The organism is Mitsuaria sp. GD03876 (assembly GCF_029840635.1).
Taxonomy (GTDB): domain Bacteria; phylum Pseudomonadota; class Gammaproteobacteria; order Burkholderiales; family Burkholderiaceae_C; genus Roseateles.
On the sequence record NZ_JAOCCU010000034.1, the window covers coordinates 15,512 to 32,267 of the forward strand.

Sequence of the window (16,756 nt, forward strand, 5' to 3'; positions counted from 1 at the left end):
ATGAAACCGGAAGTCTTCAGCCTGTTCCCCACGCCGGTGATGCGCGTGCCCGGCGCGTTGCCGCCGGCGCTGGTCGCCGGCTTGGTCGCGCACTTCAGCGCCGAGGCGGTGCAGGACAACAACAGCTCGGCGAAGCTCGTGCACACGCGCATGCTCAGGCCGGGCGACAGCCCGCTGCTGGTCGACGTCGCGGCGCTGCTGGCCGGACCGCTGTCGGAGTTCGGCGCGCTGCTCTTCGGCGAACGCATGGGCTGGGCGGTCAAGGAGATGTGGGTCAACGTGATGGCCCACGGCGGCCATCAGTCGATGCACAACCATGCCAACAGCTTCGCCTCGGGCGTGGTGTACCTGACCGGCACCGACGAGTCGGCGCGCACGGTGTTCATGAAGTCGCCCGGCGGGACCGACTTCAGCTTCAAGAACGACCACCCCGGCATGGTGGCCGGGCCGTTCAACGCCGAGAAATGGATCAGCCCGGCGCCGTCGCCCGGCGACCTGGTGCTGTTCCCCAGCTACCTGATGCATGCGGTGCCGCCCAACGACGGCGGCCAGCGGATCAGCCTGGCGTTCAACGCGATCCCGTTGCGCCTGGATTCCTGGGGCTACACGATCGGGTTCAGCGGATGAGCGTGTCCATCGAGCCCGCCGGTCTCCCGGCCGACCCGGCCGACCCGGTCGGCCCGGTCGGCCCGGTCGGTCCGGTTGGCCCGGTTGGCCCGGTTGGCGGAACAGCCAGGCCGGATGCGCGAGCGCGACGATTCGCGCTCGCGCTGATGGGGCTGTCGGGGTTCGCCGGGCTCGGCTACCAGATGGTGTGGACCCAGCAATGCGCGCTTTGGCTCGGCTTCGAAGCCGCCGCCGTCCTGGCGGTCGTGACCGCGTTCTTCGGCGGACTGGCCCTCGGTGCCCTGGCCTTCGGCGCGCGGATCGAGCGCTCGCGACAGTCTCGGCGCTGGTACCTCGCGTGCGAAGCCTTCATCGGGCTGTGGGGCCTCGCGCTGATCGCGCTGATGCAGCCCGCCGGGGCGGCGGTCCAGCAGTGGATCGGCGCCGAACCGACCCCCCTGTGGCAATGGGCCATCACCTTCGGCGCCAGCTTCCTGCTGCTGTTGCCCGCCACCGCCGCCATGGGCGCCACCCTGCCGGCGATCGAGCGGATCGTCGAGTCCGCTTCCGCACCCATCGCGTCCGCCTCGGAGTCCACCGCGCTCGAGCGGCGCTCCATCGCGGGGCTCTACGCCGCCAACACGCTCGGCGCCGTCCTCGGCGTCCTGCTCGTGACCTTCTGGCTGGTGCCCGCGTTCGGGCTGTCAATGTCCGCCGGCGTCTGCGTGCTCCTCAACGCGCTCTGCGTGGTCGGAGCGTGGGTCGGCTTTTCCGGAGGGCAGGGGAAGGGCGCGACCGCCCACCTGCCAGCGTCGAGCGCGGCCCATCACAGGGCATGGGGGCGCCCGTCCGGGACCCCCAAGCCCTGTTCCGGTCCCGGAGACAACCCTCGCGCAAGCGCGCCCGCGGGGGAGGCGGGGCGCGGCGCGGGTTCCGCGGTGCTCGTCTTGCTGGCCGCCAGCGGCCTGCTCGGCATCGGCTACGAAGTCGTCGCCGTGCGCGTGCTCAGCCAACTCAACGAGGACACCGTCTATACCTTCGCGTTGCTGCTCGCCGTGTACCTCGTCGGCACCTCGATCGGCGCGGCGGCGTACCAACGCTGGCTGCGAGCGATCGACCAGGACCGGCTCTCGATCACGCTGCCCGCGGCGCTCGCCATCACCACCCTGTCCGGACTCTGCGCGCTGTGGGGCGCACCGGCCCTGAAGTCCGGCGCGATGCGGGCGCTCGGCGACGGCTTCGCCGCGGCCCTCGGCGCCGAGTCGACCCTGGCGCTCGCCGCCTTCGGCCTCCCGACGATCGCGATGGGCGCCTGGTTCAGCCATCTCGGCGCGCAGGCCCTGCGGCAGGACCTCGGCTTCGGCCGCGCGCTCGCGGTGAACACGCTCGGCGCCGCCGTGGCCGGGCCGCTCTTCGGCGTCCTCGTCGCCCCCTGGTGGGGACCGAAAACCGCGTTGCTGCTGATCGCCGGAGGCTACGTTCTGGCCGCTGCGACGACTGCTGCAACAACCGCTGTGACGACCGCTGTGACGACCGCTGTGACGACCGCTGTGACGACCGCTGTGACGACCGCTGCGACAACTGCTGCGACGACCGGCGCAATGACCGCCGCGACAACCACCGCAACAACCGCCGTGATGACCGGCGCGAAGGCCTGGCGCCATCCGCTGGTGGCGCTCCCGGCGGTTGCGGTGGCGTTGATGGCGGTGTTCGGCGCGCCGTTGACGTTCGTCGACCTGCCCGACGGCGCGCGGCTCGTCAGTTATGCCGAGGGCGCGATGGCCGCCGTGAGCGTGGTCGAGGACGGGCAGGGCGTCTCGCGGCTGCGGATCAACAACCGGCAGCAGGAGGGCAGCAGCACCAGCCTGTTCGTCGACGGTCGCCAGGCGCTGCTGCCGTTGCTGCTGCATCCGGCGCCACGGCGCGCGCTGTTCCTGGGGCTGGGCACCGGCGCGACGTCGGGGACCGCCGCGCAGGACCCGTCGTTGCAGGTCGATGCCGTCGAGCTGCTGCCGGAGGTGATCGACGCGTCGTCGCATTTCACGCAGTCGCTGGGGCTCGCTGGCGCGCTGCCGCGCTTCGTCGCGGCGGACGCGCGGCGCTTCGTGCGCGCGGCCGGGACGCGCTACGACGTGATCGTCTCGGACAACTTCCATCCCGCGCGCAGCGGATCCGGCGCGCTCTACACCCGCGAGCATTTCGCGGCGGTGCGCGAGCGGCTCGCGCCCGGCGGGCTGTTCTGCCAGTGGCTGCCGCTGCACCAGCTCGACCTCGACAGCCTGCGCAGCGTGACGCGGGCCTTCCTGGCCGAGTACCCGGAGGCGGTCGCGGTGCTGGCCACCAACAGCCTGGAGACGCCGGTGGTCGGACTCGTGGGGCGCCGCGATGCACCGGTGACGGCAGAGACGCTGCCTGCGGGCCGGATGCTGCCTGCGGACCGGACGCCGCCGGTGGACCGGACGTTCGCGGGAGGACGGACGCTGGCGGACTGGCAGGCGCGCGTGGGAGGAACGCCTGCGCGGCGGGATGGTCGCGGTCTGTCGGACTTCGGCATCGACGATGCCTTCGACGTGCTCGGCGGCGTGATCGCGGGATCCGCGGCGCTGGCCGGATTCGCCGGCGATTCGCCGATGAACACGGACGATCGGCCGGTGGTGGCCTATCTCGCGCCGCGACTGCTGTACGCGCCGACGTCGACGCCCAAGGACCGGTTCTTCGAGCTGATGCATCGGCTGAGCGTCCGGCCCCGGGACCTGGGCCTGCGGTCCGCGGAGGACGAGCGACGCCTGTCGGCGTACTGGCGCGCGCGGGACCTGTTCCTCGAGGCGGGGCGTGCCGCGAGACCCACCGCCGATCCGGCGGCGATGCTGGCGCAGGTGGAGGCGCCGCTGCTCGCGGCGCTCCGGATGAGCCCGGACTTCCGGCCGGCTTACGACCCGCTGCTGCGCATGGCGATGGCCCTGGCGCCGCGGGACCCGGCGGCCGCGCGGCGAGTGCTCATCGCGCTGCGCGACGCGCAGCCCGCGCGCCCCGAGGCCGGCGAGGCGCTGGCGTCGATGGGAGCGTCGACGGGGCAATGACCTTCATCGGTTTGTGCGGGGGGACCGGCCTACTCGAAGTGGTTTCCCCCATCGATTCGCCCTTCGAGGGGAATCGACAACACCGCATCTGATTCGACACTGCGTGCCTTTCCGGGTCGGGGACTCGGGGACAGGAGTGGTGTGATGACGATGAGTTTCGAAACGAAGTGCGCTGCGTCGGTGGTCGCCGACCTCTTCCAGTTGCCGCCACGGCGACGGGTCCATTTCTACGACCTGATGGCCGTGCTGCGCCAACCGGAAGCCTTGTTCGGCGAACCCTCCGAGCGGCTCGTGGACCTCGAGCCCGATCACATGCCTGTGAACTGGGACGAACTCCTCGACGTCGCTCAAGAGGCGGCGATGGACCACGGGATGACCGCGACGACGATGATGGAGATCCTCCAAGTCGCCGCTGATGTCTTGCGTGAGAGCGGCTTGCGGATATGTGCCGGCAATCCTGAGCGAGTGGACATCTATCCGGCGGAGATGGAGGAGGCCGGGTTCAGCTACGACCTCCGTCTCGACGCGACGCACCAGGTCGCGCGCGCGCTCACCGACAATTTCATCGGTCGATTGATCGACCGCGACATGTGCCGCCGAGGTTTCATGTTTTCCTTTGTCGGGGAATGGACGGAAGAGGAACTGGACGACTGGGAGCGTGCCGCCGAGGCAGCGGAGCAGGGAGGTCGTCATGGCCGTGACGAGCAATGATCTGCTTCACCAGGCCAGGGACTTGCCGCTTGTGCCACCGGAGGTGCGGCGGCGCACGCTCGCCAGCAAGGCCTACTACGCAAGCTATCACCGCTGTCTGGATTGGGAACGGTCGCTGCCGGCACGCGGAGGTCCGAAGAAGCGGCGTGGAGGCGTTCACCAGCGCCTGATCCTCCGGCTTCAAACGCCCGACTCGACCTGTACCGGCGATCAGGTCAGGCTCTCACGGTGGCTGGGCGACAGCCTCGACGAATTGCGCAAGCTCAGGGTCAAGGCGGACTACAAGCTGGCGGAAGACCTGAGCCGGAGGGAACTCCGCAGCCAAGTGACGCTCGCCCAGGCGCTGTTCGATTGCTGCGATGGCCGGCGCAAACCCTGACCCCCTGCGCGCCGCGCCCATGCCCCTTCGCCATTCACGTTTCGTTCACGCGGCGTCAATCTGCGGCTACACTGTGTTGAGAATAATTCTCATCTGTTCTGTAAGTGTCTGAAGTCAAACAACAAAGTCCAGCCTTCCGCCAACCCCGACTGATTCCCCTCCTGCTCAGCCTGACCGGCACCGCCGCCTGGGCGGCTGACAACCCGGTCCCGCCAGCCCCCGCCGCCGCGGCATCCGCCGCACCTGCCGCCGCCGACGCCTCGGCAGTCCCCGCGGCGTCCACCACCCTCGCGCCGGTCACCGTCTACGGCATCCGCAGCGTCGCGCCCGGCAAGACCACCATCACCCCCAACGAGATCGAACGCCAGCAGGCGCTGACCGTCCAGCAACTGCTCGACAACCTGCCGGGCGTCGACCTCAACGGCAGCTACCGCCCCGGCGGCCAGAGCCTGAACATGTGGGGCTTCGGCGATGTCGAGGACATCCGCGTGCAGCTCGACGGCGCGAACAAGGGCTTCGAGAAGTACCGCCAGGGATCGATCTTCATCGAGCCCGAACTGATCAAGCGCATCACCGTCGACAAGGGCGCCCACTCGGTCCGCTACGGCAACGGCGGCTTCGGCGGCACGGTGCTGGTCGAGAGCAAGGACGCCGAGGACCTGCTGCGCCCCGGCGAACGCCTGGGCGGCCTGGTCAAGCTCGGCTGGGCCGGCAACGACGACCAGCGCGTCCTCTCCGGCAGCGTGTTCGCCCGATCGGAAGCCGGCACGGCGCTGCCCTGGCAGGTCCTGGTCGCCGTGACCGGCCGCGACTCCGGCAACCAGCGGCGCGCCGACGGCAGCGTCTACGAGTTCTCCGCCACCCACAGCCGCTCCGCGCTCGCCAAGCTGACGCTGCAGTTGAGCGAGGCCAGCCGCCTCACCCTGTCCGACATCGAAGGCCGCAGCAAGGCCTGGGCGCCGTTCGCGGCCAAGCGCGACGAGGTGCCCGCGCCCACGCCCGCCGAGATCGCGAAGTACGGCGAACGCGAGGCGTGGCTGCGCAAGGTGCTGTGGCGCGACCAGGTCGACCGCACCCAATCGCTGCTGTGGACCTGGACGCCGGCCGCGCAACCGCTGGTGGACCTGCAGGTGCGGCTCACGCAGTCGTCCAGCCGCCAGGACGACCAGCGCCCCGACAGCATCACCAGCGACTTCGCCGCCAGCCTCGGCAAGGAAAGCCACGCGAGCTACCGCGACCGGCAGCTCGACATCAGCAACACCGCGCGCTTCACGCTGGGCGACACGCGCCATGCGCTGGCCGCCGGCCTGCAGGCCCAGCGCCATGACCGCGACACGCTGATGTTCCTGCACACGCGCACGAAGGACCCCAGCTACAACTTCGGCTGGCTGCAGCCGTACTACATGCCCGCCGGCGAGCAGCGCACCGTCTCCGGCTGGATCGAGGACGAGATCCGCCTCGGCGCCTGGACGCTGACGCCGGGCCTGCGCCACGACGAGGTCCGCACCGCCGGCCAGCCCAACTTCGCGCCGCGCTACAACGACCCCGCCGCCGGCCATGACTACCGCCCGGTCCACCACCGCGGCTGGTCGCAGCACCTGTCCGCGCGCTGGCAGGCGACCGAGCGCACCGCGCTGTTCGCCGACGCCGGGCGCACCTGGCGCGCGCCGGTCATCGACGAGCTCTTCGAGGTCCAGTCCGCCGCCACCAGCGCGCCGGCCACCAGCCGCGACCTGCGCAAGGAACGGGTCACCGCGCTGCGCGGCGGCGTGAAGCACGAGCGCGTCGACTGGCTGGCCGGTGGCGACGCGTTCGCCGCGACGCTGACCGTGTTCCGCAACCTGGTCCACGACAACATCCACAAGCGCTTTGGCGTGTTCGTCGAACCCGGCACCGAGCGCCCGCCCAACCTGCCGTTCTATCGGAACCTGCCCGGCTACCGCAGCGACGGCGTCGAGGCCGAGTCCCACTACGAGCAGCGCCGCGGCTTCGCCAGCGTGTCGCTGGCCTGGATGCGGGGCGAGCACCGCGGCTCGATCCGCGATCCGTGGGCGACGAAGAACCAGCCGCTGATCGACATCGGCGCGCCGAAGGCGGTCGTCGTGCTCGGCGCGAAATGGCCCTCGCTCGGCCTGGCGGCCGGCTGGCAAGGCAAGTTCGTCGCGGCGCAGCACCATGTGCCCGACGACGAGATCGTCCCGTACGCGCTGCCGTCGTCCAAGGGCTATGGCCTGCACGGGCTCTTCGCGCAATGGCAGGGCCGCGGCGCCTGGGCCGACACCCGGCTGCAGCTGGCGGTCGACAACCTGTTCAACCGCAGCGTGCAGCCTTACCTGGCCGAGGCCGTCTACGCGCCGGGCCGCAACATCAAGCTGACCTTCAGCCAACGGCTCTGAGTCGGCCGGCACGCGGCGGCCGCCGCGTGCGATCCCGCGGGACGATCGGGAGACCGTCCCGCGCGCCGTGCGGCGTCGTCGCGCCGCACGGCGGAGGACTCACTCGCTGATGGTCTTCGTCGAGTAGGCCGGATCGCTGGTGATCTCCGCCTCGGAGAACGGCATGCGCTGCCACGTCCCCGCGCTGTAGGCGCGGGTGTAGTCGCTGAAGTGCGCCGAGGCCGGATCGTCCGACAGCGAGAAGGTCAGGAAGGTCCAGGCCTCCACGCTGCCAGCCGGGAAGCGCACCACCTGCATGTAGCTGTTGGCGCTGGTCGCGGTGTCGAGCTGGTAGCCGCCCTGGTCGATGCGCGTCAGCGCGCAGGCCACCGTGTAGTAGCCCTGTCCGCCGCAGCCCCCGAACATCGGGATCTTGTCGTTGCCGCGCGTCGCGAACAGCGTCTCGCCCCGCGTGGCGTTGGCCGCGAACCCGCTGGCCTGCACGCGCAGGATCGCCGCGCCGAAGGCCTGCCGGAGCGTCGCCGTCGCCGCGGCGTTCAACACGCGCGGCGTGCCGACCGGATCGGCGGCGCTGAACGGCACCTGGAACAGCGACGCCTCCGGGATGCGCGAGGCGCGCGTCCAGAACTCGTCCCACAGGTGCGCGCCGCGCGAGGCGATCAGCCCCTTCGCGTCCCAGGCCTGCAAGGCGGCGCAGGCGTCGGCCGGATTGACGCTGCGCGCCGGGCTGAAGGTCTCGCCGGTGGCGGTGTCGCTGGTGACGTCGATCGTCGCGGCCGGCGAGCAGAACATCGTCACCACCTGGTCCCGGAACAGCTCGGCGGTCAGCGTGCGGCTGTTGAGCACCATCGCGCGCACCGTCTCGCTGGTCGCCTTGTTGCCGGCATAACCGTCGGTGCCCGCCAGCCGGCCCTGCACCAGCAGGTGTGCCAGCCGCGAGCGGAAGGTGATCGACGCGGTGCCGGCCGGCCCCAGGATGTCGGGATAGCCGGTCAGCGGCGCGGCGGTGTTGGCCAGCCAGTAGCTGTCGTTGCTGTTGAGCACGTAGTCGTCGCGCAGCAGCCCGGGCATCCGGGACGGCCCGATCGCGCCCGGCTGCACCGAGTCCAGGTCGCTCTGCCAGTCGCAGGTGCTCTTGGAGCCGTCGAGCACCGGCGTGCGCGGCAGCGCGGCGCTGAGCGCGTTGGTCAGCGGCGTGGCGCAGTTCATCAGCTGCGAGGCCGGGACGTTGGGCACCGCGCCGATGTCGGCATACCAGGCCTGGCTGCCGCCGCGCGCCACCGCGACCGTGTTGACCCAGGGGATCGAGCTTTCCTCGCGCTGGATCCGCGCGACGTCGTCCAGCGTCGTGGCTTGCGCCCAGCGCATCCAGACGCGGAACACGCGGTGGTTGTCGGCGTTGATGTCGCGGATCGCGAACGCGGTGCTGGTGTTCCAGCCGAGCGCGGGATTCATCGCGCCCAGGTTCACCATCGGCCCGTACTGCGACTGGTAGAGCGTGCGGTTGACCGTCGTCAGGCTGCCGTCGCCCTGGCGCACCTGCACCGCGATGTTGCGGGCCGTCATCTTCACGGCCGCGCCGTCGCGCAGGTAGCTGGTCGGGTCGCCGGGCACCAGCGTCAGCTGGAACAGCCCGAAGCGGCGCGCGGTGGAGACGGTGTGGCTCCAGGCGACGTTGTCGGTGTAGCCGATCTGGATCACCGGCACCGCCAGGAACGAGGTGCCCGAGACGTTGAGCTGGCCGGGGATGGTCAGGTGCGCCTGGTAGAAGCGGTCGGGACCGCGCCAGTACCAGTGCGGGTTGCCGAACAGCAGCGGGCTGCCGTCGCCGGTGGCCGCGGTGCCGAAGCCGATCATGTTGCTGCCCACGCCGTCATGGCCGCCGACCTGGAACTCGGGAATGCGGTCCGTGGCGATGGCCAGCTTGAGCGGCGCCGCGACGCGCGCGCCGGTCGCGCGCCGCGCCGAGGCGACGGCCCGGTCCTTCGGCGTCGCCGCCGCGCTGGCGGGCGCCGGGGCGGTCGCGTTGGCGATCTGTACCAGGAAGTTGCTGTAGCCCGCCGCGAAGTGGGCGGCGTACATGCGCCGGAACAGGTCGGTGGCGGTGATCGGCACGACCCAGGCCTCGTTGCGGCAGCCCGCATGGGCATTGGGTTCGGCGCCGGCCTTGAGGTCGCGGACGTAGCGGTTGTAGCCGGCAGCGAAGCCGTCGACGAGCTGCTTGAGCTGGTCCGACTGCGCCGCGATCAGCGGCTGCAGCGCCTCGTCGTTGAGCACGTGGCGGTGATAGAAGTCCGAGTCCAGGTTCTTCGGCTGCCCGATCGTGCCCTGGAAGGGAATGGTCGCGTCGGCGCCGAAGTAGCGCGAGCGCTCGCCGCGGAAGGTCAGCATCGAGTTGGCGATCGTGCACAGGTCGTCCTGCGCCTGCGCGTAGCCATACCCATAGCCCGCGCCGCCCCAGCTCGTCGCCTTGATGTGGGGCACGCCCATCGCGGTGCGGCGGATCTCCGCCGAATAGGTGGACGCCCCGGGCGGCCCGTTGCCGCCGATGGCGTCGTCGCCGCCGCATCCGGCCAGCAGCGTCGAGAGCGCCAGGCCCAGGCCCAGCGCGGCGAGCGGCTGCGCGCCGCCTCGAATCGAAAGTCGCATGTCATCTCCCTTGAACTTATGGCGGCCCGGTCGCCCGGGCCGCCACAAGCATAGGGGGAAGCGGCGCGCGACGGTCAGGGCAGTTTGTTCAGCGCGTTGACCGCGTCGATCAGGCCGAAGCCGTCATACAGGCTCCATCCCTTGACCGCGGCCCCGCCCGAGAACGGGATGACCCGGGCAGCCGGCGTGCCTTGCAGCAGCGACTTGACCTGCTTCGGGGTGAGCGTGCCGGGACCGCCCGCCTTGTGCAGCATCAGCGCCGCGACGCCGGCGGCATGCGGCGCGGCCGCGCTGGTGCCGAAGAAGTTGTTGAAGCCGTCGCCCTCGTAATCCGAGTTCTTGTAGAAGAAGGTCGTGTTGCCGCCGTCGGGCGCGGCGATGTCGGGCTTCTTGCGCGCCTCGGGCACGGCCAGGCGGTTGCCCGCGGCGTCGAACGCGATCGTCACCGGGCCGGGGCTGGAGAAGCTCTCGAACGCGGGAATGAACGGGCTCTGCTGCGTGGCCGGGAAGGTGTAGCGGTAGGCGGCGACGCTGTTGGCGCCGGCCGCGGCGCTGTGGCCGAAGGTCGTCGGGCTGCTGCGGACCTGGAACGGCGTGCCGCCCCAGCCCTCCAGGCTGACCAGGCGCACGCGCGAGGCGAGCTTGGTGCCGGCGCTGGTGCGGCCGATCATGATGCGGTAGGTGCCGCTGGCGCCGCCGCTCAGGCCCACGATCTCGGTCGCGTAGTCCGCGGCGATGTTGTTGGTCGCGAAGGTGAAGACGCAGTTGCCGGCCGAGTTGATCAGGTAGAAGTTCAGGTCGGTCGTGACCTTGCCTTGGAAGAAGGGGTCGTCCCACTGCATCAGCAGCGTGGAGCCCGCGCCGTTGTAGGTCACCGAGGGCGCGAAGTTGCCGCCGCCGAAGTCCAGGAAACCGCCGGCCACGTTGGCCTTGGTGCTGCCCGACGCGGGCGAGCTGGTGCAGGTGGACAGCGACGCCAGGTTGATGTTGCCCAGGTTGGACGGCGTGGTGGAGAAGGTCGCGACCGGCACGTCGATCGCGCCGCCGCCGCCGGCCGAGCCCTGGTTGCCCGCCGAAGAGAAGTAGGACACCGGGCGGCCCGCCAGCGTCGTGCTGGTGACCACGTCGTTGACGGCCTGCGCGATCTGGCCGTCCGAGAAGATCGGTTCGTCGAAGTAGAAGACATCGTCGACGATCACGTCGGCGCGGCAGTTCGGGTGCGTGCGCAGCGTGCGGATGTTGTCGGCGAAGGCGGCCTCGCCGGCGAAGGCGGTGGCGAAGCACTGGTCCGCGCCGGGCGCCACGTCCTGCACGATCTGCATCATCGCGCGGCCCTCGTCGGTGTTGGACGGGTCCGCGCCGATGTCGATGACGAACTTGGGCGGGCGCAGGTCGCCGGAGGCAATGTCGTCGGCGGCGCGCACCGTGGTGAAGGACAGCGGCGACTGGTCGTAGGAATCGGACAGCACGCCCACGGTGATGCCCGCGCCGGTCCAGCCCGCGGCATTGGCCACGTTGGCGCGCATCACCGCCGCGCCCTGCGAGGTCACCAGGCCGACGTTGCGGTGCGGACGGCGCGTGAGCTTCATCAGGTGCAGGCCGTTCACGCCGGACAGCGAGGACAGCGCGGCGGCCGGCACGTAGGCCGAGATCGCGCCGTTGGCGAAGGCGCGGTTCACGCCGGTCACCCGGGCGCCGGCCTCCTCCAGCGAGGCCTTGAACGCGTCGACGGAGGTGCCGGCCTCGAGGTAGATGTCGACCAGCACGCGGCCCTGCGCGTCGGACAGCGAGCGCACGTCGGGCTTCATCTCGTCGGCGTCGGCCGCCAGCGAGCGCAGCTGGCGCCGGTTCTGCTGGTCGACCAGGTCGGACAGCGCGGCATCCAGCCGGGCGTGCTGCGCCTGGGCGGCGCCGCAGGCGGCGAGGGCGACCAGCGCGCTCAGCACGCGCAGGCGGGGGAAGCTCTTGCGATGAGGGATCGTCATGGACAGGCTCCTGCGGGATCAGGCGTTGACGGAGACGGACGGGGCGGCGCGGCGGCGGCGGATCAGGCCGGCGGCGCCGAGCGCCAGGCCGGCCAGCAGCAGGCTGCCGGGTTCGGGCACGTCGGAGGCGGCCGGGGCGGCGCTCAGCGCGCCGGTCAGCACCAGCTCGTAGTCGCCGGACTCGCTGGTCACGCTCTGCCAGCCGGTCAGCGCGCCGGCGCCGGGGTTGGCGGCGACGTTGCCGCCCTGGCCCAGCAGCGACGGGAAGATCGCGGACCCGCCGGACACCGGCGTGTAGCTGGCGCCGGTGACGGCCAGGTAGTACAGGCCGCTGACGGTCGGGATGTAGTTGCTCAGCGTGGACTGCGAACCGCCGACGTTGCCGTCGTCGTCATTGGCGATCAGGCCCTTGCCGGCGGCATCGAACAGGTACAGCACCGTGTCGAAGAAGTTGTACGGGAAACCCGACGCGGTGGTCGTGGCGGTGAAGGCGGTGCCGGCGGTCAGGTAGACGGCGAACATGTCGGCATCGGCGCCGCCGTCCAGCGTGCCCTGGATCGCGTCGACCGGACTGGACGGGCCGCCGAAGGTCACCGCGGTCAGGAGGGTCTCGCCGGCGTCGCCGCCTTCGACGTAGACCGCCACCGCCTGCGCGGACGTCGCCGCGCCCAGGGCCAGCGCCGCGATGGGCAGCCAGCGGTTCTTGAAGCTCTTGACGCTCGTGGACATCGGGGATCCCCTTCGGAGGTTGTGGATACGACGCACCGCGCGACCGCGCGGGTGCGGTACGGCTCGGGAATGGGTCTGCATGACCCATGCCACGGCGTGTCCCCACGTCTAGGGGCGTGGCCGCAAAGCCCCATGGAGACTGGGTTTGCGGGGATCGGGGGGGAGGCGTGCGATGTACGCCGCGCGCGGCGGACGCTCCGAGGGCGCCGGGGTGTAAAGGGGATCGACTCCGGGAAATCGAGGATGGCGATCGGCGCCGTGCGGACAGGGGAACGAGGGCGTGGCCGCGCCGGGATCCGGGCTGGATCGGACCTCGCCGGAGGCGGCGTCAGTTGCGGTCCTGGCGCACCGGGATCGAGTCGGCCGGCACGGCCGCGTCGGTGACGCGGCCGCTGGCCTTGCGGCTGGCCGGGCCCGTGCGGGGACGTGGCGCGGTCTCGGTCGCGTCGGCCGTCTCCGGCGATTCCGTTTGGACTGCCGGATTGGCGCGGTCGGTTCGCGCCGACGGATCCGTCCGATCCGTTCGGTCGGTCCGGTCGGCGGGAGGCGCCGTGTCGACGGACCGTGTCGGCGTGGGCGCGGTGGCTGGTGGCGTCGCGCCGCGCGGGGTGGCGGCCGAGGACGCGCCCAGTTGCGCCGGATCCAGTGGCGGGCCCACGGTGCCGGATTGCCGCCGGCTGGCCGGGCTCGAGGCGGTCGGCGCCTCGGGCGTCTGCGCGATCGCGGCGGCGGCCGCGGCGACGGTCATGCTCGCGGCGAGCAACGTCATCTTGCTGGAGCGCTTCATGGCGGGGTCCGTCCTCGAGTGGCGGGAAGCCGGCGATGCGACAGCGAGGCGCCGGTCGTGGTTCTCGGCAATCCGTGTTCCCGAAGCCCTCGTTGGGAGGCTTCGTTGGAAGCCCTTGTTTCGAGCCCTCGGTGCCGCGCCCTGGGGAGGGCGCTCGCTAGCGTTGCCCGGCGCGTGTCGCGGCCTGGCGGACGAACTGCGCGTAGGCGCGGTCGGCGTCGGCCGCGTCGCGGCTGCGCACCATCATGAGCACCGTGCCGTGACGCGTGAGCGCGGTGAAGTACTCCTGCGTCTCCGGGCTCCAGACCAGGCGGATCACCTCGTCGCCGAAACGCTGGCGGCGCACCGTCTCCACCGCGCTGCCGAAGAAGCGCTGGTCCGGATCGATGCCGTCGGTGAGGGCCGTCATCGGCACTGCGGGGAGCAGGGGCGCCGCGGACATCGCTGGCGCGGAGGATGCCGCCGCCAGGGCCTCTGCCGCGGGCGTCATCGCAGCGGGTGTCACCGCTTCGAGCACCGTCGGCGCCGAGGTCTCGAGCCTCTGGCCCAGCAGCACCGGCCGACCCACCTCGCCGGCGGCGGCCACGCGGCGGAAGCTGTCGAAGTGCTGCCAGGCGGTGGACTCGTCGGACGAGGTGAGCGTGCGTCGCACCGCGCCCTGCTGGGACACGGTGACGTAGAACCTGCTCGGCGCCGACGCCGACGCCGACCAGGCTTCGATCGCGAGGTCGTCGACGTCGATGCGCCGCATCGGGGTCAACGACCGGGCGGCGAGGCGCCGTCGGAATTCGTCGATGTCCGCAGCCTCGGGACCGGTCGCGGGCGGCGTGGCGCTGGCGGCCGGCGCCAAGGCCGGCGATGCCGCCGGGCGCTTCGATGTCTTGCTTGACCGTGCGTTCTTCGCGGCTTTGGATGGCTTGGCCGCCTTCGAGGGCTTCGAGCCCTTCGCCGCACTTGCGGACTGCTTGGCTCGCGCGGCGGAGGCCGTCGTCGCGGCCTGCGCCGGCGGCGACGCGAGCGACGCTGCGATCAGCAGCGCGGCGGCCAGGCCAGGCAGGCGCGGAAGGCCTCGGGAAAGACGGCGGAACGGAACCATGAGCGGCCGGCATGGTACGACGTACGGGCCGCCACGGCGCGCGCAAGGGCGCACGGCGACGCAATTGGACACACGCTGGGATAATCCGCGCCCTATGTCCGAGAAGTTCTCTCCCTGGCGCCTGAGCGTCGCCCCGATGCTCGACTGGACGACGGCTGATTGCCGCTTCCTGCACCGCCTGCTGACCCGCCACACGCTGCTCTACACCGAGATGGTGACGACGGGCGCGATCCTGCATGGCGACCAGTCGCGCCACCTCGACTTCAACGAGCAGGAGCACCCGGTCGCGCTGCAGCTCGGCGGCTCCGAGCCGGCCGATCTCGCCGCCTGCGCGAAGCTGGCCGAGCAATGGGGCTACGACGAGGTCAACCTCAATTGCGGCTGCCCCAGCGAGCGGGTGCAGCGCGGCGCGTTCGGCGCCTGCCTGATGGCCGAGCCCGGCCTGGTCGCCGACGGCGTCAAGGCGATGCGCGACGCGGTCACGATCCCGGTCACCGTCAAGCACCGCATCGGCATCGACCGGATCGAGAGCTACGACTTCGTCCGCGACTTCGTCGGCCAGGTCGCCGACGCGGGCTGCGAGGTCTTCATCGTCCACGCCCGCAACGCGTGGCTGCAGGGCCTGTCGCCCAAGGAGAACCGCGACATCCCGCCGCTGCGCTATGAGCTGGTGCACCGGCTCAAGCGCGAATTCCCGCACCTGACGATCGCGATCAACGGCGGCCTCAAGGCCGACGACGAGATCGCCGAGCAGCTCGAGCAGGTCGACGGCGTGATGATCGGCCGCCAGGCGTATCACGAGCCGTGGCAGATGACGCAGTGGGACCAGCGCTTCTTCGGCGAGACCACGCCTCGGGTCACGAGCCGCGAGGAGGTCGAGGACCGCTGGCTCGACTATCTGGACGCGCAGGTCGCGCTCGGCCGCCCGTGGTCGCAGGCGATGCGGCATGCGCTCGGGCTGTGGAACGGCCTGCCCGGCGCGCGCCGCTGGCGCCAGGTGTGGTCCGACCACAAGCTCAAGGCGATGGCGCCGCGCGAGGTCGCCAGGCTCGCCACCGAGGCGCGCGTGCAGGCCGCCGAGATCGCGCGCCAGCATCCCGCCTTCCAGGAGCCCGGCGGCGCGGCCGGCGCGGCCCGTGCGGCCGGCACGAACGGCGCGGGCGGTCCGGGCGAGCCGACCGGCGGGACCGGTTCGGCTGGCGCCGCGGCGGCTCCTGTCACGAACTGACCGGATCGCGGATCAGCATCCCGCCATGGCGCCGCAGGTCTTCTTCCATTGCTACCCGACCGTGCTCGGCCACTGCGGCATCGCGTGGACGGAACGGGGCATCGTCGGCTCGCAGCTGCCGGAGGAAACGCCGTCGATGACGCGCGACCGCATGTGGGTGCGCTTCCCGACGGCGCGCGAGGAAACGGACTTCGACCGCCTGCCCGACGCGGTGAAGCAGGCCTGCCTGGGCGTGCGCGCGTTGCTCGACGGCGAGACCCGCGACCTGCTGGAGGTGACGCTGGACGACAGCGCCGTCCCGGCCTTCGATCGCGAGGTGCTCGCGCTGACGCGGCGCATTCCGGTCGGCCAGACGCTGACCTACGGCGAGGTGGCCGCGAAGCTCGGCCACCCGGGCGCGGCCCGCGCCGTCGGCCGCGCGGAGGGCCACAACCCGTTCGCGCCGATCGTGCCCTGCCATCGCGTGATGGGCGCGCCGGCCGCCGGCAAGGCGGCGAACCTCACCGGCTTCTCCGCCGCGGGCGGCGTGGTCACGAAGCTCAAGATCCTCGCGATCGAGGCCCGGGCCACCGGCCAGCAGGTCGGCGAGCAGCAGGACCTGTTCTGAACCGCGCCGCGCGCTGCGCGGCACCGGGGGGCTCGGGCGGACAAGGCGGCAGGCGCGGCGGCCGCCTCACACCCACTGGTCGTTCGGACGCGTGCGCTCGTTGTGCTCCGCGCCGGTGTTGACGACGCCGCGCGGCTCGATGACCAGCAGGTGAGCCTCGCGCGCCGCGCTGGGCTTGTGCTCCACGCCCTTGGGAACGACGAACATCTCGCCCGCGCGCAGCGTGACCGCGCCGTCGCGGAAGTCCAGCCGCAACTCGCCGGCCACGACCAGGAAGGTCTCGTCCGTGTCGGCATGCGCGTGCCAGAGGAACTCGCCTTCGACCTTGGCGATCTTGAACTGGTAGTCGTTCATCTCCGCGACCACGCGCTGGGACCAGTGCTCGTGCAGCAGCGACAGCTTGTCGGCGAGGTTGATGGCGCGGTAGTCCCGCGGCGTCGCGGGCTGGGACGGGGTCGTCATGGTGGGTGAGGGCGCGGTCGGCCCGAATCGTTCGGAGCGCC

At 71.4% G+C, this 16,756-nt stretch carries 13 protein-coding genes; 7 read left to right on the forward strand and 6 right to left on the reverse strand.

The window, feature by feature from the left end:
* From N5D62_RS19920 to N5D62_RS19940, 5 genes are all read left to right on the forward strand, one after another.
* Positions 1-627: a putative 2OG-Fe(II) oxygenase gene (locus N5D62_RS19920; protein ID WP_279759629.1), complete on the forward strand. Its 627-nt coding sequence runs from the start codon at positions 1-3 to the stop codon at positions 625-627.
* On the forward strand, positions 624-3,686 hold the full coding sequence (locus N5D62_RS19925; protein WP_279759630.1) for a spermidine synthase: 3,063 nt from the start codon (positions 624-626) through the stop codon (positions 3,684-3,686). The genes N5D62_RS19920 and N5D62_RS19925 overlap by 4 nt, the downstream gene beginning before the upstream one ends.
* 144 nt (positions 3,687-3,830) lie before the next feature.
* Positions 3,831-4,397 (forward strand): hypothetical protein, encoded by a 567-nt coding sequence (locus N5D62_RS19930; protein ID WP_279759631.1) that lies wholly within the window; start codon positions 3,831-3,833, stop codon positions 4,395-4,397.
* Complete coding sequence (locus tag N5D62_RS19935; RefSeq protein ID WP_279759632.1) at positions 4,378-4,776, forward strand: hypothetical protein; 399 nt, start codon at positions 4,378-4,380, stop codon at positions 4,774-4,776. The genes N5D62_RS19930 and N5D62_RS19935 overlap by 20 nt, the downstream gene beginning before the upstream one ends.
* A gap of 104 nt (positions 4,777-4,880) precedes the next feature.
* On the forward strand, positions 4,881-7,172 hold the full coding sequence (locus N5D62_RS19940) for a TonB-dependent receptor (protein WP_279759633.1): 2,292 nt from the start codon (positions 4,881-4,883) through the stop codon (positions 7,170-7,172).
* A 99-nt stretch (positions 7,173-7,271) separates the two neighbouring features.
* Here N5D62_RS19940 and N5D62_RS19945 read toward each other — a convergent pair whose 3' ends face one another.
* From N5D62_RS19945 to N5D62_RS19965, 5 genes are all read right to left on the reverse strand, one after another.
* Positions 7,272-9,821, reverse strand: a complete 2,550-nt coding sequence (locus N5D62_RS19945; protein WP_279759634.1) for a penicillin acylase family protein — start codon at positions 9,819-9,821, stop codon at positions 7,272-7,274.
* 74 nt (positions 9,822-9,895) lie between these two features.
* Positions 9,896-11,806: a S8 family serine peptidase gene (locus N5D62_RS19950; RefSeq protein ID WP_279759635.1), complete on the reverse strand. Its 1,911-nt coding sequence runs from the start codon at positions 11,804-11,806 to the stop codon at positions 9,896-9,898.
* Between the two features lie 18 nt (positions 11,807-11,824).
* Positions 11,825-12,535, reverse strand: a complete 711-nt coding sequence (locus tag N5D62_RS19955; protein ID WP_279759636.1) for a DVUA0089 family protein — start codon at positions 12,533-12,535, stop codon at positions 11,825-11,827.
* A gap of 328 nt (positions 12,536-12,863) precedes the next feature.
* On the reverse strand, positions 12,864-13,322 hold the full coding sequence (locus N5D62_RS19960) for a hypothetical protein (RefSeq protein ID WP_279759637.1): 459 nt from the start codon (positions 13,320-13,322) through the stop codon (positions 12,864-12,866).
* A gap of 157 nt (positions 13,323-13,479) precedes the next feature.
* Positions 13,480-14,073, reverse strand: a complete 594-nt coding sequence (locus N5D62_RS19965; protein ID WP_279759638.1) for a hypothetical protein — start codon at positions 14,071-14,073, stop codon at positions 13,480-13,482.
* Positions 14,074-14,512: 439 nt separating this feature from the next.
* Between N5D62_RS19965 and dusA the strand changes: the two genes are divergently transcribed.
* Complete coding sequence (gene dusA / locus N5D62_RS19970; protein ID WP_279759639.1) at positions 14,513-15,646, forward strand: tRNA dihydrouridine(20/20a) synthase DusA; 1,134 nt, start codon at positions 14,513-14,515, stop codon at positions 15,644-15,646.
* Positions 15,647-15,671: 25 nt separating this feature from the next.
* On the forward strand, positions 15,672-16,253 hold the full coding sequence (locus N5D62_RS19975; protein ID WP_279759640.1) for a methylated-DNA--[protein]-cysteine S-methyltransferase: 582 nt from the start codon (positions 15,672-15,674) through the stop codon (positions 16,251-16,253).
* A 66-nt stretch (positions 16,254-16,319) separates the two neighbouring features.
* On the opposite strand, the gene N5D62_RS19980 is transcribed toward N5D62_RS19975, so the two are convergent.
* Positions 16,320-16,715, reverse strand: a complete 396-nt coding sequence (locus N5D62_RS19980; protein ID WP_279759641.1) for a cupin domain-containing protein — start codon at positions 16,713-16,715, stop codon at positions 16,320-16,322.
* Between the last annotated feature and the right edge of the window lie 41 nt (positions 16,716-16,756).

Excerpts from the sequence above, each read along its gene's own strand:
- N5D62_RS19965 (WP_279759638.1), bottom strand. The coding sequence starts at position 14,073 with ATGCGGCGCATCGACGTCGACGACCTCGCGATCGAAGCCTGGTCGGCG.
- N5D62_RS19955 (WP_279759636.1), bottom strand. The coding sequence starts at position 12,535 with ATGTCCACGAGCGTCAAGAGCTTCAAGAACCGCTGGCTGCCCATCGCG.
- N5D62_RS19980 (WP_279759641.1), bottom strand. The coding sequence starts at position 16,715 with ATGACGACCCCGTCCCAGCCCGCGACGCCGCGGGACTACCGCGCCATC.
- N5D62_RS19945 (WP_279759634.1), bottom strand. The coding sequence starts at position 9,821 with ATGCGACTTTCGATTCGAGGCGGCGCGCAGCCGCTCGCCGCGCTGGGC.
- N5D62_RS19920 (WP_279759629.1), top strand. The coding sequence starts at position 1 with ATGAAACCGGAAGTCTTCAGCCTGTTCCCCACGCCGGTGATGCGCGTG.
- N5D62_RS19950 (WP_279759635.1), bottom strand. The coding sequence starts at position 11,806 with ATGACGATCCCTCATCGCAAGAGCTTCCCCCGCCTGCGCGTGCTGAGC.
- N5D62_RS19925 (WP_279759630.1), top strand. The coding sequence starts at position 624 with ATGAGCGTGTCCATCGAGCCCGCCGGTCTCCCGGCCGACCCGGCCGAC.
- dusA (WP_279759639.1), top strand. The coding sequence starts at position 14,513 with ATGTCCGAGAAGTTCTCTCCCTGGCGCCTGAGCGTCGCCCCGATGCTC.
- N5D62_RS19935 (WP_279759632.1), top strand. The coding sequence starts at position 4,378 with ATGGCCGTGACGAGCAATGATCTGCTTCACCAGGCCAGGGACTTGCCG.
- N5D62_RS19960 (WP_279759637.1), bottom strand. The coding sequence starts at position 13,322 with ATGAAGCGCTCCAGCAAGATGACGTTGCTCGCCGCGAGCATGACCGTC.
- N5D62_RS19975 (WP_279759640.1), top strand. The coding sequence starts at position 15,672 with ATGGCGCCGCAGGTCTTCTTCCATTGCTACCCGACCGTGCTCGGCCAC.
- N5D62_RS19930 (WP_279759631.1), top strand. The coding sequence starts at position 3,831 with ATGACGATGAGTTTCGAAACGAAGTGCGCTGCGTCGGTGGTCGCCGAC.